This window comes from Streptomyces coelicoflavus (assembly GCF_045041415.1).
GTDB lineage: Bacteria > Actinomycetota > Actinomycetes > Streptomycetales > Streptomycetaceae > Streptomyces > Streptomyces coelicoflavus.
The window spans coordinates 6,265,755-6,281,704 of the sequence record NZ_CP108218.1; the positions used below are offsets into that span (position 1 = coordinate 6,265,755).

The window sequence follows — 15,950 nt, forward strand, 5'->3', positions numbered from 1 at the left end:
CGCCCCGCCCCCCCGTCACTCCGCTGGCCCCCGAGGAAACGCCCCGCCCCCGCTCTCCGCCGAGGATGCGGACATGGGTATACGCATGCTCCACCCCCGGACAACACCGGCACGGGCACGCACAGACCGACCCGCCCGCGTGCCACTCCTCCCCGTCCCGGTCTTCGCGCCGGGCGCAAGTACCGGCCGCACCCCCGCCACCCTCACGACGGCCCTGCGGCACACCGCGAAGGACATCCGCCGCAGCCTCGCCCGCAAGGCACCGGCCGCCCCCGCCACCTCCGCCGTCTCCGCCCCGCACGAGACACCCGCCTGGCGCCTGTGGGCCGGCCTGGCCCGCGGTTACCTCGCCCTGGCCCTCAGCCTGCTGCCGCGGCCGCGCCCCGCCCGCACCTTCACCGTCTTCGTCGCGAGCGCCGACCCCCTGGGCGCACGACGCGGAGGCCCGGCTCCGTACTGACGCTCCCGGCGGCACGGCGGCACGGCGGCCGCGTGACGGAGGACGAGCGCCACCACAGTTCCTCATATGAGCAAGTGGTGAATATCGGGCACGAACGGGTGCCCGTGCAAAGCAAGTTGTCGTAGGGTCGCCTGCGGCCCCGTACGGGCCGGACGGACAAGGACGCGCGGGCGTCCAGGGGAGGGGTTCACTCTATGGCGGCGCATTTCGACAGGAGGCTCCGCAAGGCGGCGGTCACCACCACCGTTGCGGCGCTCGCGGTCGCGGCCCTGTCCGCGTCCCAGGCTCCCGACGTGACGGCCGACGGCAACGGCAGACAGACCACCGCCGACAACGTGCCGACGTCCGACACGCCCTCCGCGGAGAGCGCCACCGGCAACTCGCCCTACTACACCGACCTGCCGCCGCTCAACAGCCCCAGCCCCGCCCCGACGACGGGTACGCCCACCTCCCCGGGCTCGCCCGAGGCAGGCATCCCCGCGACCGTCCTCGACGCCTACAAGAAGGCCGAGGCGGAGCTGCGCCGTGCCAAGCCCCGCTGCAACCTGCCCTGGCAACTGCTCGCCGCCATCGGCAAGGTGGAGTCCGGTCAGGCCCGCGGCGGACGCGTGGACGCGGGCGGCACCACCATCGGCAGGATCATCGGCCCGCAGCTCGACGGCAACGGCTTCGCGCTCATCAAGGACACCGACAACGGCGTCTACGACGGCAACAGCAGCTACGACAACGCCGTCGGCCCCATGCAGTTCATCCCGTCCACCTGGGCGTGGGCGGGACGCGACGGCAACGGCGACGGCAAGGAAGACCCCAACAACGTCTACGACGCCGCGCTCGCCGCCGGCCACTACCTGTGCCGCTACGACTGGAACCTGTCCGACCAGGCCGACCTCGACCGCGCGATCCTCAGCTACAACAACTCGCAGGACTACCTGAACACGGTCCTGTCGTGGCTCGAGCACTACCGCAGGGGAACCCACGAGATCCCGGACGGCACCGGCAGCCTCCCGGTCGGCCGCAGCGACGACACCGACGCGGGCGCCGGTCCCCCGCGGGGCAGGACGGGCCCGAGCACTCCGCCCAAGGCTCCGGGCGCGACGCCCGGCCCGGGCGGCCCGGGCAAGGGCCCGAGCAAGCCGCCGACGTCGGGCGAGTCCACCGGCCCCGGCGGTCCGAGCACCAAGCCCCCGAAGGACCCGGAGCCGCCGACCAGCACCCCCACGCCGGTCCCGACCCCCACCGACACCGTTCACCACCTGGAGAACGCCGGCACCACGGGGCTCACCGCGACCGCGGGCGACACCTTCGCCAAGAAGATCAGCGCCCGTGCCGAGACCAAGGCCGGAGACGCCGTCGGCAAGGTGCGCATCCGCTTCACGGTCCTGGGCGACACGGACGCGGCCTTCACCGGCGGTGACAAGTTCGCCGCGGTCACCACCGACGCCTCCGGCACCGCCGAGGCACCCGCGCTGGTGGCCGGCGAGCAGACCGGCGAGTTCACCGTCCGCGCCACGGTGATCGGCCGTACCCTCCCGGGCCTGGACTACAAGGCCACCGTCACCGAGCGCGTCGCCGACAAGCTCACCCGCACCACCGAGACCGAGCCGACGTGCACGCCGGGCGGCGAGTTCGCCGACCCCGTCGTGGTGAAGGCCACGCTCAAGGGCGCGGTCGCGGACAAGGTCGCCGTCACCGCGACGCTCATCAAGTCGGACGCCGACCCGACCGAGAACGACAAGGGCCCCTACTTCAAGGACGCCGACCAGAAGGCCGTCCGCACGCTGACCGGCCGGAAGACCGACGCCAAGGGCGTGCTGGAGCTGCCGAAGCTCTACGCCGACGACGCCGAGGGCACGTACATCCTCCGCCTCACCACCCCGGGCGGCGGCACGCTCGACGTCACCCTGACGGTGGCCAAGGAGGCCGGCACGACACCGGAACCCTCCACCGACCCGTCCGAGACCCCTTCCACCGGCCCGTCCGAGACCCCCGCCACTGAACCGTCCACCGGACCGGAGGCGTAGGCCGGCCGGCCCGGCGGGGCGCCCTCCGCCCCGCCGGGCCGCCGCGGTCACCTGCCGAGCCGGGCCTTCGTGTACCGCGTCGGCTCCGCCGTGGCCGGGTCCTCGGGCCACGGGTGCTTCGGATACCTGCCGCGCAGCTCCGCCCGTACGCCCTTGTATCCGTCCCTCCAGAACGAGGCCAGGTCGGCCGTGACCGCGGCGGGACGGCCGGCGGGGGAGAGGAGATGCACGAGGAGCGGCACCCCGGCGACCTCCGGTGACCGCTGGAGCCCGAACATCTCCTGCAACTTCACCGCGAGGACGGGCTGTTCGGGGTTGGCGTAGTCGATCCGGATCCTGGACCCACTGGGGACGGCGATCCGCTCGGGGGCCAGTTCGTCGAGCCGCGCCGCCTCCCCGGAGGCCCAGGGCAGCAGCCGCGTCAGCGCCTGGCCGGCGTCGATCCGCCCCAGGTCGGACCGCCGCCGGGCCCGGCTCAGCTCGGGCTCCAGCCACTCGTCCGCGCGCGCGAGGAGCGCGTCGTCGGTGACGTCCGGCCAGGGCTCACCCAGGTGCCGCCGCAGGAACGCGAGCCGTTGGCGCAGCAGTTCCGCGTCCGCCGACCGGCGCAGCAGCCCGAACCCCTCCCGCCGCAACCCCTCCAGCAGCGCGCCCCGTACGAGGCCGGGGTCGGCGTCGGAGAGGGGCCGCACCGCCAGCTCCACGGCCCCGAGCCGCTCGACACGCCGGGCCACCACGTCGCCGTCGGCCCAGTGCACCTCGTCCCGATCCGTCAGGAGCGCCCCGGCCGCGAGCCGGGCGGTGTCCTCGTCGACGACCGCGCCGAGCTGCACGCGCGCGTGCCCCCTTCCCACGGGCCGGTCGGCCACGGCTACGGCGATCCACTGCGCCCCGCGCAGCGCGGACGTCTCCGGCAGCTCCGCCCGGGTGCCGGACACCATCAGATACGAACCGCCGTCCTTCCTGGCCACCCGTTCGGGAAACGCCAGGGCGGCCACCAGTCCGGCGAGAGCCTCCTCGCCCACCTGCCGTCCGCGTCCACCACCCCCGCCCTCCACGGCGCCCCGCAGCCGCCGCACCTCGGCCCGCCACCGTGCCGCGTACGCGTCCCCGCCGCGCCGAGCGGCCCGCAGCACGGCCGGGAGATCGTCCCCGTACTCCCGGGGCGCCTCCTCACTCAGCAGCCCCACCACCTCGGCCACCACCGCACCCACCCCGGCTCCCCGGCCCGCGTAGCCGCCCGCCCGGTCATCGCCTGCGGCGGAGGCCCGCGTTCCGGAGATGCCCGCCCCGGAGGGGGTCGTCCCGAGGGCGTCCGTCGTGGAGGGGGCCGCCCCGGCCGCGTCTGCTCCGGAGTCACCGGCCCTGGAGGCGTCCGTCCCGGAAGCGCCCGTCCCGGAAGCGCCCGCACCGGAAGCGCCCGTACCGGGGGCGTCGATCCGTGGCAGACCTGCCTCGCGGGCGCCCGCCCCGGAGATACCGGCCCCGGAGGCACCGGCCCCGGAGACACCAGCCCCGGAGACACCGGGGCTTGAGCCCTCGTCCTGGGCGGCGGCCCGTCGCGCGGTGTCGCCGTCGGCGTGCCGCGGGGCCGAGCCCTTCGCCGGCGAGGCCCCCGCACCGTCACGCGCCCCCGCACCGTCACGTGCCCCCGCACGGTCACGTGCCCCCGCGCCGCCACCCGTACCCGCACTCGCGCCCCGTGCCCCGGCGCGACCCCCCGGTGCCGCCCCCGGCCCCGAGGCGGCCCGGCGCGAAGTCCCCGCGCTCAGCTCCTCCGCGTCCAGGAGCGCCCGGCCCAGCCGAGGGTGCAGCCCGAGGCGGGCCAGCCGCGCCCCCCGCTCCGTCGCCCGGCCGGCCGGGTCCACCGCGCCGACCGCCTCCAGCACCGACCGGGCGGCCGTCATCGCCCCGCCCGGCGGCGGATCGAGCAGCGCCAGACCCGACGCGTCCGGGTCGCCCCAGCAAGCCGCCTGCAACGCGAACGCCGTCAGGTCGGCCACCTTGATCTCCGGCGCCGGGAACCGCGGCAGGCGGGCGTCCTCCGCCTCCGCCCAGCAGCGGTACACCACCCCCGGCGCCTCACGGCCGGCCCGGCCCGCCCGCTGCCGCGCCGCCGCCCGCGACGCCCGTACCGTCGTCAGCGCGCTCAGCCCGCGCGCGTGGTCCACGCGCGGCTCCCGGGCGAGGCCCGCGTCGACGACCACCCGTACGCCCGGAACCGTCAGCGACGACTCGGCCACCGAGGTCGCCAGCACCACCCTGCGGCGTGCCCCGGGCGCCAGCACCGCGTCCTGCACGGCCGCGGACGCCCGGCCGTGCACCTGGAGCACGTCGACGTCCCCGAGCGCCCCCAGATGCCCGGCGACGCGGGAGATCTCGCCGACCCCCGGCAGGAAACACAGCACGTCCCCGTCCCGCTCGGCCAGCGCCCGCCGCACCACCGACGCCACGTGGGCGAGCAGCGCCGGGTCCACCCGCATCCCGTGCGGCGGCCGCACGGGACGTGCCGGTGGCGCCCACACGGCCTCGACGGGATACGACACGCCCGGCGCCTCGACGACCGGCGCGCCGCCCAGCAGCCGGGACCAGCCCTCCGCGTCGGTCGTGGCCGACGCGGCCACCAGCCGCAGCTCGGGACGCAGGGCCTGCCGCACGTCCCACAGGAACGCGGCCGTCGTGTCCGCGTCCAGATGCCGCTCGTGGCACTCGTCCAGCACCACCACGTCGACGCCCGTCAGCTCCTGGTCACGCTGGAGCCGCTGGAGCAGCACGCCGGTCGTGACGACCTCCACGCGCGCGTGCCGCCCGACCAGCCGTTCACCGCGCACCGTGTACCCGACGCGCTCGCCCGGCTTCTCGCCCAGCAGCCACGCCATCCGCCGCGCCGCCGCCCGCGCCGCGATCCGCCGCGGCTCGGCCACGACCACGCGCCGCGCGGGAGCCCCGGCCCCGCCCAGCAGACCGGCCAGCGCCAGCGGCACCAGCGTCGTCTTGCCGGTGCCGGGCGGCGCGACCAGCACCGCGGTGCCGGGCCCCTCCAGGGCGTCGTGCAGCGCGGGCAGGGCGCCGCGCACGGGCAGCGCGTCCAGGGCGTCGTAACGGATCACGCCCCCAGTGTCGTACGCCCACGAAACCGCCCTCCACGCGCGCGTGGCCCCGCAGCCGGGCCGATGGCGCCACGGCTCAGTCGCGCTCGCAGACGAAGATCGCCGTCCCCGGGATCAGATGCCCGCGCAGCGGCGACCAGCCGCCCCACTCCGAGGTGTTCCACTCCGGCCACTCCGGCTCCACGAGGTCCACCAGCCGGAACCCCGACGTCACCACGTCCCGCACCCGGTCGCCGAGCGTCCTGTGGTGCTCGACGTACACCGCGAGGCCCTCGTCGTCCTGCTCCACGTACGGCGTGCGGTCGAAGTACGACGCGGACACCGACAGCCCCTCGGGCCCGGGCTCGTCCGGGAACGACCAGCGCAGCGGGTGCGTGACCGAGAAGACGAAGCGGCCGCCGGGCCGCAGCACCCGGTGCACCTCCCGCAGCACCAGCCGCGGGTCGGCGACGAACGGCAGCGCCCCGTACGCAGAGCAGGCCAGGTCGAACGAGCCGTCCGCGAAGGGCAGGACCGTCGCGTCGGCACACACCAGGGGGAACGAGCCGCCGATGCGCAGGGCGTGCTGGAGCTGGCGGTGGGAGAGGTCCAGCGCCACCGGGCGGGCGCCCTGGGCGGTCAGCCACCGCGAGCACTGGGCGGCGCCGGCCCCGATCTCCAGGACGTCCTTGCCCTTCAGGTCCTCCGGCGGGCCGAGCAGCTCGGCCTCCACCTCGTCCAGCCCCTCGGGACACCACACGAAGCGGTCGTCGCCGAGGAAGGTGCCGTGCTCGGTCTGGTACTCGTCCGCGTTCCGGTCCCACCAGCCGCGGTTGGCGCGGGAACTCTCCGTGACACCGGCGGCACGCCGGGTGGCCTCGGGTTCTGGACCTTCGGCTCCCTCGGCCCCGGATGCGACCCCGGATACGGCTTCGGACGTTGCGGGCTCTTGGATGACCGGCTCCCTCGTACTAGTCTGCGGGCTCTTCCGTGCCGCCGCCCGCGTGTCGCGCAAGGGGCGTCCAGGGCTCCGTGTGGCCTCGGGAGACGGCTTTTGTGCCGGGTATGCGACGATCCGCCCCGGGTGTGCGGCTTCGCGCATTGACCCTGCCCGGCTGCCCCCGTATGCTACAAGTTGCGCTGCGGGCCTGCGCACCTCAGACGTAGCAGGTCGCGCTCGCATCTGTTGTATGTCCCCTCGGTTCTCGAGGTGTCACCCCTGGTTTCGGTGACGCTTCCTAAGCTGTCCGGCTTCTTCAGAGCGAAACGGGCTCCCGGCGCAAGCAGTACCTACGACTCAATGTCCGTACCGGAGCCCTTTCCCACATGACGAGCAGCACCGAGACCACCGCCACCACCCCGCAGGTTGCGGTCAACGACATCGGTAACGAGGAAGCCTTCCTCGCCGCGATCGACGAGACGATCAAGTACTTCAACGACGGCGACATCGTCGACGGCGTCATCGTGAAGGTCGACCGGGACGAGGTCCTGCTCGACATCGGTTACAAGACCGAAGGTGTCATCCCGAGCCGCGAGCTCTCGATCAAGCACGACGTCGACCCCAACGAGGTCGTCGCCGTCGGTGACGAGATCGAAGCCCTTGTTCTCCAGAAGGAGGACAAGGAAGGCCGCCTGATCCTCTCGAAGAAGCGCGCCCAGTACGAGCGTGCCTGGGGCACCATCGAGAAGATCAAGGAAGAGGACGGCATCGTCACCGGTACCGTCATCGAGGTCGTCAAGGGTGGTCTCATCCTCGACATCGGCCTCCGCGGCTTCCTCCCGGCCTCCCTGGTCGAGATGCGTCGCGTCCGCGACCTCCAGCCCTACGTGGGCAAGGAGCTCGAGGCGAAGATCATCGAGCTGGACAAGAACCGCAACAACGTGGTCCTGTCCCGCCGTGCCTGGCTGGAGCAGACCCAGTCCGAGGTCCGCCAGACGTTCCTCACCACCCTCCAGAAGGGTCAGGTCCGTTCCGGCGTCGTCTCCTCGATCGTCAACTTCGGTGCCTTCGTGGACCTGGGTGGCGTCGACGGTCTGGTCCACGTCTCCGAGCTGTCCTGGAAGCACATCGACCACCCGTCCGAGGTTGTCGAGGTCGGCCAGGAAGTCACCGTCGAGGTCCTCGACGTCGACATGGACCGCGAGCGTGTCTCCCTGTCGCTGAAGGCGACCCAGGAAGACCCGTGGCAGCAGTTCGCCCGCACCCACCAGATCGGCCAGGTCGTGCCCGGCAAGGTCACGAAGCTGGTGCCGTTCGGTGCGTTCGTCCGCGTGGACGAGGGCATCGAGGGTCTGGTCCACATCTCCGAGCTGGCCGAGCGCCACGTGGAGATCCCGGAGCAGGTCGTCCAGGTCAACGACGAGATCTTCGTCAAGGTCATCGACATCGACCTCGAGCGTCGCCGCATCAGCCTCTCGCTGAAGCAGGCCAACGAGGCCTTCGGCGCCGACCCGTCGGCGGTCGAGTTCGACCCGACCCTGTACGGAATGGCCGCGTCCTACGACGACCAGGGCAACTACATCTACCCCGAGGGCTTCGACCCCGAGACCAACGACTGGCTCGAGGGCTACGAGACCCAGCGCGAGGCCTGGGAGACGCAGTACGCCGAGGCCCAGCAGCGCTTCGAGCAGCACCAGGCGCAGGTCATCAAGTCCCGCGAGGCGGACGAGAAGGCCGCGGCCGAGGGTGTCGACACCGCGGGTGCGGCTCAGGCCGCGTCCGGCAGCGGTGGCGGCGGCGGTGGCTCGTACTCCTCCGAGGGTGGCGACAACTCCGGCGCCCTGGCGTCGGACGAGGCGCTGGCCGCGCTGCGCGAGAAGCTGGCCGGCGGCCAGAGCTGAAGCTCCGCACACCGGCCGCTGACCCACGGCGGTTGAAGCACAGCGGTTGACCGAGGGGCCGCACCTTCCGAGGTGCGGCCCCTTCGGGGTTTCTCCCGGGGCGGTTCCTTCTGGGAATGCCCCGCCCCGCAAGGGCGTTGTCACGTGTGAACACGAGGAGGGGAGCGGTCACTGTGCTTGATCCGCAGGATTTGTACGCCTGGGAGCCGAAGGGCCTTGCCGTCGTCGACATGGCACTCGCCCAGGAGTCGGCCGGACTGGTCATGCTGTACCACTTCGACGGCTACATCGACGCCGGCGAGACCGGCGACCAGATCGTCGACCAGGTGCTCGACTCGCTGCCCCACCAGGTCGTCGCCCGCTTCGACCACGACCGGCTCGTGGACTACCGGGCGCGCCGGCCGCTGCTGACCTTCAAACGCGACACCTGGACGGACTACGAGGAACCCACCATCGAGGTGCGGCTCGTCCAGGACGCCACCGGAGCGCCCTTCCTGATCCTGTCGGGCCCCGAGCCGGACGTCGAGTGGGAGCGTTTCGCCGCCGCCGTACGGCAGATCGTGGAGCGGCTCGGCGTCCGTCTGTCGGTGAGCTTCCACGGCATCCCCATGGGCGTCCCGCACACCCGTCCCGTCGGCATCACCCCGCACGGCACCCGCACCGACCTCGTGCCGGGCCACCGCAGCCCCTTCGAGGAGGCACAGGTCCCCGGCAGCGCGGAGGCGCTCGTCGAGTACCGGCTCGCGCAGGCCGGCCACGAGGTGCTCGGCGTCGCCGCGCACGTCCCGCACTACATCGCCCGTTCCGCGTACCCGGACGCGGCGTTGACCGTCCTGGAGTCGATCACCGCGGCGACCGGTCTGGTCCTGCCCGGCATCGCGCACGCCCTGCGCACCGAGGCCCATCGCACTCAGACGGAGATCGACCGGCAGATCCAGGAGGGCGACGAGGAACTCACCGCGCTCGTCCAGGGCCTGGAGCACCAGTACGACGCGGCCGCCGGTGCCGAGACCCGGGGCAACATGCTCGCCGAGCCCCTCGAGATCCCCTCGGCGGACGAGATCGGCCGCGAGTTCGAACGGTTCCTGGCGGAGCGGGAGGGCGACGGCTGATCCGGTAACCTGCCGGATGAGCGCGCCCCACCTCTCCTCGCTGCAGCGGGGATGATCCGGTGGGTCTGACCGGCGGTATCGGAGTCGGTAAGTTGCTCCCCGCACCCGCGGGGATTGGTGAGGTGGAGGCGCGGTCGTGCTGTCCGTGGGCCTGACCGGCGGGATCGGCGCCGGCAAGAGCGAGGTGTCGCGGCTCCTCGTCGAGCACGGCGCCGTCCTGATCGACGCCGACCGGATCGCGCGTGAGGTCGTCGCCCCCGGGACGCCGGGGCTCGCCGCGGTCGTGGCGGCGTTCGGCGAGGACGTCCTCGCCCGGGACGGCAGCCTGGACCGGCCGAAACTGGGCTCGATCGTCTTCGCCGACCCGGAGAAACTGTCCGTCCTGAACGGCATCGTGCACCCCCTGGTCGGTGAGCGCTCCCGCGCCCTCGAAGAGTCCGCCGCCGAGGACGCCGTCGTCGTCCACGACGTCCCCCTGCTCACGGAGAACGGCCTCGCACCGCTGTACGACCTCGTGGTCGTCGTGGACGCCGACCCGGCCACCCAGCTCGACCGGCTGGTACGACTGCGGGGCATGACCGAGCAGGACGCGCGGGCCCGCATGGCCGCCCAGGCGACGCGCGAGCAGCGCCGGGAGATCGCCGACGTGGTCGTCGACAACGACGTACCGCTCGAGGAGCTGCGCCGCCGGGTGGCAGAGGTGTGGGCCGGACTGGTGCGCAGGGCGCACGGCGAACGGGACGCCGGGCGGCGCACGGAATAGCGAACCCCGCGCGCGCGTTGATCCCTTCCAGCGAGGGAAGGACTCTGCCGTGCCCGAGACAAGCGGTTCGACCGGACGTACGCCGGAGACGGATGTCATCGACTTCCGTGCCGCCGAGCAGCTGCTCGCGGCGCGGGACCCGCGCGGCGCGGTGAAGCTCCTCGACGGGGTCGTCGGCGCCCACCCCGAGAACACCGCCGCGCGGATGCTGCGCGCGCGTGCCTTCTTCGCGGCGGCGCAACTGCGACCGGCCGAGCTGGAGTTCACCATCGTCCTGGAGCGCGAGCCGGACAACGCGTTCGCGCACTTCGCACTCGCCCGCACCTACGAGCGCCGGGGCTGCCCCGACCAGGCCCGGCGCCACTTCCGGCTGGCGGCGGCGCTGGACCCGAACCCGGAGTACTTGCAGCAGGCGCGGTTCGACTCCTGACTGCCGCTCGGCTCCCGGCAGCCGCCCCTCGGGGGTGTGCGGGCGGTCGAGGGGCCGGTCAGCGCTTCGGCGGCAGGTACGGCGGGATGTCCCGGCCCGGCTGGTAGTGCGGGCCCTGGCGGATGTGCCGGAGGATCACGGTCAGGTCGACCGTGGCGATCAGCCACAGCACCCCGCAGGCGAGCGCCCAGCCGAACCGTCCCGTGAGCGCGAAGGCGGCCGTGCCGAAGACCGCCCAGGCCAGCCCCCACAGGCTCAGCCAGAAACGCGCCCGCAGGGCACTGCGCGCGGTGGCCGGTTCACTGCCCGTACGCATCGGTTCACCACTTCCTGTAACGAACGTACTCCGGCGGACCGCGAGGGGGAAGCGAGGGCTGCCGCCGGGCCGGCCACACCGCGCGACCGGGTCCGTTCACTCGGTCGGGTGAACCGCTGCCGCGAGGGAACGAGCGTGCGAGGGCGGGCCGTTGGACGGGCATGGAGCTGAAAATGCGAGAGGGACACCAGGGCACGGGACCCGGGGCCATCACCCCGGACGGCTGCGCGGTCGAGCTCTATGCGCGGCTGCCGGCCGGAGCCGAGCCGGACATCGTCGCCGCCGCCGTGCCCGAGGGCGCGCGGATTCTGGAGCTGGGCAGTGGCGTGGGACGCATGACCCATCCGCTGCTGGAGCGGGGTCTCACCGTCACCGCGGTGGACGAGTCCGCCGAGATGCTGGAACGCGTGCGCGGGGCGCGCACCATATGCAGCCCGATCGAGGACCTCGACCTCGACGAGCGCTTCGACGCGGTGATGCTGGCGTCGTTCCTCGTGCACACCGGGGAGGCCGAGGTGCGGAGAGGGCTGCTGCGCACCTGCGCCCGGCATGTCGCGGCGGACGGCTGTGTACTGATCCAGCGCGAGGGGGCGGACTATCACACGAATCTGCCGCGTGAGCGGGTGGACCCCAGCGGCTTCACCGTCCGGATCCTGTCGGCGGATCCGGTGGGGGACGGAGTCAACTCGGTCCGGGCCGAGTACGAGTTCCCGGACGCGGTCTGGACGCAGACCTTCCGCGCCCGGCCGCTGACCACGGAGCAGTTCGAGGAGGCGCTGGGGGAGGCGGGACTCGCGGTGGACCGGTATCTCACCGACGACGGGACATGGGTGAGGGCCGTGCCCGTGCGGCACGGGTAGTGGAGAGAACGGGAGGAGAAAGGCGTCGGTCCCGGCGATGAGTCCCGGGGCGGCGAGCGGTCTGTATCCCGACAGCAGCACGGACCGCTCGGCTCAGGAGACCGCCATGCCGGACACCACCACTTCCCCCGCCACCACCACTTCCCCCGCCGCCACCACTTCCCCCGCCGCCACCCTGCCTGCCCGCGGGAGGGGCCTCCGGGTCGCCCTGCGCGTCGTGCAGGTGCTTCTCGCGCTGTTCTTCGCCGTCGCGAGCGCCCTGCCCAAGCTGATCGGGCACTCCTCGGCGGCCGACACCTTCGCCGAGATGGGCTGGGGCGACGCGGGCATGTACGCAATCGGTGTCCTCGAGCTGGCGGGAGCGGTGGCGCTGATGGTCCCGTTGCTGCAGTCGGTGGCGGCGACGGCCCTGAGCGCGCTGATGGTGGGTGCGTTCGTCGTCCAGCTCATGTACTTCGACGGTGAGAACGCGGCGACACCGCTCATCCTGATGGTGCCGCTCCTGATCGTCGCCCGGGCCCGCCGAGGGTCCAACGAGGAGCTGGACCGCCTGGTGCGGGCCCGGGTCCGGCGGGGCTGAGCCAACCCGGCCGTGCCGCGGTCGGGCTCAGGGCCTGCTCCCGGCGTCCCTTCGGGAGCTGCTCAGGCCCTCCAGCCCGCGCAGCCGGTCCATCTCGCGGCGGTCGCGCTTGGTCGGACGTCCGGCTCCCCGGTCGCGGATGCCGGCGGGGGCGACGGCCTCGCGGGGCGGGGGCGGCGGGGAGTTGTCGATGTAGCACTGGACGGCGACCGGGGCACCGACGCGCTTGCGGATCAGCCGCTTCACGACGACGACGCGTTCCCGGCCCTCCTGCCGCAGGCGCACCTCGTCGCCGACGCGGAGCGAGTACGCGGGCTTCACCCGCTCCCCGTTCACCCTGACGTGGCCGCCGCGGCAGGCGGTGGCGCCCAGGGAGCGGGTCTTGATCAGACGGACGGCCCAGATCCAGCTGTCCACGCGGACGCTCTCGCCGTTCTGCGGCCCGGCCGCCTCGGCGGCGGCGATCGCCGCGGCGGTCTTCGGGTCCGGTGTCCCGGCGGCGGGAGCGGCACCGTCCTGCGGGGCGGCCACCGGGCCGCTTCCGTTTTCGTCATGCTCGGAAGCCATGCCTCGACCTTAACCGCCCGGCACGGTGGCACGGGCCGTGATTTCCCCGGCCGGCCGGCGTGCGGGACCGGGCAGCACGGCCCCGGGACACCTCACGGAGGCCGGGACGGTCTTACGGTGGACGCATGGACACCGGTGGACTCTCCGTGCTCGACCAGCGCATCGCGGGCTGCCGGGCCTGCCCGAGGCTGGTCGAGTGGCGGGAGGAGGTGGCCCGTACCAAGCGGGCGGCGTTCGCCGACTGGACTTACTGGGGCAGGCCGGTGCCCGGCTTCGGCCCGCCGGACGCGCGGCTGCTGATCGTCGGACTGGCGCCCGCCGCCCACGGGGGCAACCGCACCGGCCGGATGTTCACCGGCGACCGTTCCGGTGACGTCCTGTACCAGGCGCTGTACGACGTGGGCCTCGCCTCGCAGCCCACCGCGGTCAGCGTGGACGACGGCCTGGAACTGTACGGGGTGCGCATCACCTCACCGGTGCACTGCGCCCCGCCCGCCAACAAACCCACCCCGGCCGAGCGGGACACCTGCCGGGCCTGGCTGGTCCAGGAACTCGAACTGCTGCGGCCGACGCTGCGCGCGGTGGTCGTCCTGGGTGCCTTCGGCTGGCAGGCCGCGCTGCCCGCGTTCGCCGGAGCGGGCTGGACCGTGCCCCGCCCCCGCCCGGCCTTCGCACACGGCGGACACGTGACGCTGGACGCGCCCGACGGACCGGACCTGCACCTCTTCGGCTGCTTCCACGTCAGCCAGCGCAACACCTTCACCGGCCGGCTCACCCCCGAGATGCTGCGCGACGTGCTGCGCGGGGCGGCGGAGACGGCGGGCCTGGCCACCCGGTAGGCCCCACCCCGTAAAGGAGATGAGTGCCGGGGGCCGCTGCGACTATGGTGCCCCGATGGGCCTGTATCCGGAGATCGAACCGTACGACCACGGCATGCTCGACGTCGGGGACGGCAACCACGTCTACTGGGAGACGTGCGGAAACCCGCACGGCAGGCCCGCGCTGGTGCTGCACGGCGGGCCGGGCAGCCGTGCGAGTCCGGGCCTGAGGCGGTACTTCGACCCCGCCGCCTACCGGATCGTCCTGCTCGACCAGCGGGGCGCCGGACGCTCGCTGCCCCGCGCGAGTGCCCCCGACACCGACATGAGCGTCAACACGACCGCCCACCTCATGGCCGACCTCGAGTTGCTCCGCGCCCACCTGGGCATCGAGCGGTGGCTGGTGTGGGGCGTGTCGTGGGGCTCGGCCCTGGGCCTGCGGTATGCGCAGACGCACCCCGGAGTGGTGACCGAGCTGGTGCTGACCGGCGTCGCCACCGGCTCCGACGCCGAAGTGGCCCTTCTGACGCGCGGGTTGGGAAACATCTTCCCGGAGGCCCACGAGCGGTTCCTCGCCGAGCTGCCCCCGGACGAACGCGACGGCAACCTCGCGGCCGCGTACCACCGTCTGCTGGAGTCGCCGGACGCGGCGGTGCGGGAACGGGCCGCGCGGGCCTGGACCGACTGGGAGACGGCGATCATCCCGGCACCGCCCGGCTCGGTCGCCCGGTTCCGGGACCCGGAGTTCCGCATGGGCTTCGCGCGTACCGTCACGCACTACTGGGGCAACGACCACTTCCTGGGCGACGGCAACGACGAGGGCGTGATCCTCAGGGACGCGCACCTGCTGACGGGCGTCCCCGGCACGCTGGTCCAGGGCAGCCTCGACTTCGGCAACCTCCTCGGCATCGTCTGGCGGCTCCACCACGCCTGGCCGGACAGCGAGCTGGTGGTCGTGGACGAGGCCGGGCACGACGCCGGAGCGGCCGGCGACGAGGCCCTGATCGCGGCGACGGACAAGTACGCGCGCGGCGACACCGGGGTGTGAAGGACACGGCGACACCGGGTGTGGAGGACGCGGTGGCACCGGGGTGTGAAGAACGCGGTGGCACCGGGGTGTGCAGGATCGTGAGGGCCTAGGGCCGCCACACGTAGCGCACGTCCGGCTCCCGTTCCTCGTTCCGGGCGCCGTCCGTCCATTCCACGGCCGTGAAACCGTGCCGTTCGTAGAAGCGGCGCGCGGGCGCGTTGACCTGGAACGTCGACAGCGACAGCCCGGCCGCCCGCCGCTGCCTGGCCAGGGCGACGAACCGGTCCCCGATTCCGATGCCGCGCCACTCGGGGGCGAGGTACAGCTGCGACAGCTCCTCGCCCTCCAGCACCATCACCCCGACCACCGCACCGCCGGCCGCCTCCGCCACCCAGGTCTCGTACCGCTCCACCACCACGTGCCGGAAGTACGCGCGCACCTCCGTGTCGGTGCGCGGCCGGACCACGCCCGGCAGCGCGGCGGCGAAGGAGCGCAGCCAGACGTCGGCCGCCGCGCGCGCGTCGGCGGCCGAGGCGCGCCGCAGGAGGACCGCACCGGCACCCGCCCCGGCCTCCGCACCGGGCTCGGCTCCCCGGTTCACGGACGACCGCCCTCCGGAACCGCCGCGGTCGCGGTGATCTCCACCAGCTGCCCCGGATAACCGAGACAGGCCACCCCGAGCAGCGTCGAGGAGTGCGGGCCCGCACTGAGCCCGGACGCCTCGACGACGTCCCAGACGGCGGACAGCGCGGCGGTCTCCGTGCTCACGACGTACACGTCGGTCGACAGCACGTGCTCCAGGCCGCTCCCGACGGCGCGCAACTGCTCGGTGAGGTTCGCGATCACCTGCTCGGCCTGCCGGACCGGATCCCCCGCACCGACCAGCTTCCCCTCGGCGTCGAGCGGTACGGACCCGGCGAGGAAGGCGAGCCTGGTCCCGGCCTCGACGACGGTGGCGTGGGAGTAGACGGGCGGCGGGAAGAGACCGGGCACAGTGACGCGCTGGATCACGGGGACTCCTGGAAGAGGGGGGCGGACAACCTCCCGATCGTCCGTTCCCGGC

The 15,950-nt window shown here is 73.4% G+C and carries 16 protein-coding genes; 10 read left to right on the plus strand and 6 right to left on the minus strand.

Annotation, left to right across the window (positions count from 1 at the left end):
• Positions 1-139: 139 nt before the first annotated feature.
• Together OHA99_RS28055 and OHA99_RS28060 are read left to right on the plus strand one after the other, a co-directional pair.
• Entirely contained in the window at positions 140-460 is a 321-nt protein-coding gene (locus OHA99_RS28055; RefSeq protein ID WP_313895821.1) for a hypothetical protein, read from the plus strand.
• 194 nt (positions 461-654) lie between these two features.
• Entirely contained in the window at positions 655-2,481 is a 1,827-nt protein-coding gene (locus OHA99_RS28060; RefSeq protein WP_405698287.1) for a lytic murein transglycosylase, read from the plus strand.
• A gap of 47 nt (positions 2,482-2,528) precedes the next feature.
• Here OHA99_RS28060 and OHA99_RS28065 read toward each other — a convergent pair whose 3' ends face one another.
• Both OHA99_RS28065 and OHA99_RS28070 read right to left on the minus strand, forming a co-directional pair.
• Positions 2,529-5,591, minus strand: a complete 3,063-nt coding sequence (locus tag OHA99_RS28065; protein WP_405698288.1) for an ATP-dependent RNA helicase — start codon at positions 5,589-5,591, stop codon at positions 2,529-2,531.
• Between the two features lie 76 nt (positions 5,592-5,667).
• Positions 5,668-6,672, minus strand: a complete 1,005-nt coding sequence (locus tag OHA99_RS28070; RefSeq protein ID WP_381502835.1) for a class I SAM-dependent methyltransferase — start codon at positions 6,670-6,672, stop codon at positions 5,668-5,670.
• A gap of 224 nt (positions 6,673-6,896) precedes the next feature.
• Between OHA99_RS28070 and rpsA the strand changes: the two genes are divergently transcribed.
• The 4 genes from rpsA (at position 6,897) to OHA99_RS28090 (ending at position 10,716) form a co-directional block, all read left to right on the plus strand.
• On the plus strand, positions 6,897-8,411 hold the full coding sequence (gene rpsA / locus OHA99_RS28075; RefSeq protein ID WP_007448423.1) for a 30S ribosomal protein S1: 1,515 nt from the start codon (positions 6,897-6,899) through the stop codon (positions 8,409-8,411).
• 173 nt (positions 8,412-8,584) lie between these two features.
• The gene (locus tag OHA99_RS28080; protein ID WP_007448422.1) at positions 8,585-9,523 is read left to right on the plus strand and encodes a PAC2 family protein; all 939 of its coding nucleotides are present in this window, start codon (positions 8,585-8,587) and stop codon (positions 9,521-9,523) included.
• A gap of 136 nt (positions 9,524-9,659) precedes the next feature.
• Positions 9,660-10,286: a dephospho-CoA kinase gene (gene coaE / locus OHA99_RS28085; protein ID WP_381502832.1), complete on the plus strand. Its 627-nt coding sequence runs from the start codon at positions 9,660-9,662 to the stop codon at positions 10,284-10,286.
• Between the two features lie 49 nt (positions 10,287-10,335).
• The gene (locus OHA99_RS28090; protein WP_405698289.1) at positions 10,336-10,716 is read left to right on the plus strand and encodes a tetratricopeptide repeat protein; all 381 of its coding nucleotides are present in this window, start codon (positions 10,336-10,338) and stop codon (positions 10,714-10,716) included.
• A gap of 58 nt (positions 10,717-10,774) precedes the next feature.
• On the opposite strand, the gene OHA99_RS28095 is transcribed toward OHA99_RS28090, so the two are convergent.
• Entirely contained in the window at positions 10,775-11,032 is a 258-nt protein-coding gene (locus OHA99_RS28095; protein WP_153180361.1) for a DUF6343 family protein, read from the minus strand.
• A 173-nt stretch (positions 11,033-11,205) separates the two neighbouring features.
• Here OHA99_RS28095 and OHA99_RS28100 point away from each other — a divergent pair, with 173 nt between their 5' ends.
• Both OHA99_RS28100 and OHA99_RS28105 read left to right on the plus strand, forming a co-directional pair.
• On the plus strand, positions 11,206-11,892 hold the full coding sequence (locus OHA99_RS28100; RefSeq protein ID WP_087791474.1) for a bifunctional 2-polyprenyl-6-hydroxyphenol methylase/3-demethylubiquinol 3-O-methyltransferase UbiG: 687 nt from the start codon (positions 11,206-11,208) through the stop codon (positions 11,890-11,892).
• Positions 11,893-11,998: 106 nt separating this feature from the next.
• A complete protein-coding gene (locus tag OHA99_RS28105) occupies positions 11,999-12,472 on the plus strand; it encodes a DoxX family protein (protein WP_405698290.1) in 474 nt (157 codons plus the stop codon).
• A 27-nt stretch (positions 12,473-12,499) separates the two neighbouring features.
• Here OHA99_RS28105 and OHA99_RS28110 read toward each other — a convergent pair whose 3' ends face one another.
• Positions 12,500-13,039 carry an RNA-binding S4 domain-containing protein gene (locus OHA99_RS28110; RefSeq protein ID WP_153180364.1) on the minus strand — a complete coding sequence of 180 codons (540 nt, stop codon included), beginning with the start codon at positions 13,037-13,039 and terminating at the stop codon, positions 12,500-12,502.
• Between the two features lie 125 nt (positions 13,040-13,164).
• Here OHA99_RS28110 and OHA99_RS28115 point away from each other — a divergent pair, with 125 nt between their 5' ends.
• Positions 13,165-13,878 carry a uracil-DNA glycosylase gene (locus OHA99_RS28115; RefSeq protein WP_153180365.1) on the plus strand — a complete coding sequence of 238 codons (714 nt, stop codon included), beginning with the start codon at positions 13,165-13,167 and terminating at the stop codon, positions 13,876-13,878.
• Between the two features lie 55 nt (positions 13,879-13,933).
• Positions 13,934-14,905, plus strand: a complete 972-nt coding sequence (pip, locus tag OHA99_RS28120; RefSeq protein WP_153180366.1) for a prolyl aminopeptidase — start codon at positions 13,934-13,936, stop codon at positions 14,903-14,905.
• A gap of 88 nt (positions 14,906-14,993) precedes the next feature.
• Here the strand turns inward: pip and OHA99_RS28125 are convergent, their stop codons facing one another.
• Together OHA99_RS28125 and OHA99_RS28130 are read right to left on the minus strand one after the other, a co-directional pair.
• A complete protein-coding gene (locus OHA99_RS28125) occupies positions 14,994-15,488 on the minus strand; it encodes a GNAT family N-acetyltransferase (protein WP_405698291.1) in 495 nt (164 codons plus the stop codon).
• Positions 15,485-15,898, minus strand: a complete 414-nt coding sequence (locus OHA99_RS28130; protein WP_153180368.1) for a RidA family protein — start codon at positions 15,896-15,898, stop codon at positions 15,485-15,487. The genes OHA99_RS28125 and OHA99_RS28130 overlap by 4 nt, the downstream gene beginning before the upstream one ends.
• Positions 15,899-15,950 lie beyond the last annotated feature (52 nt).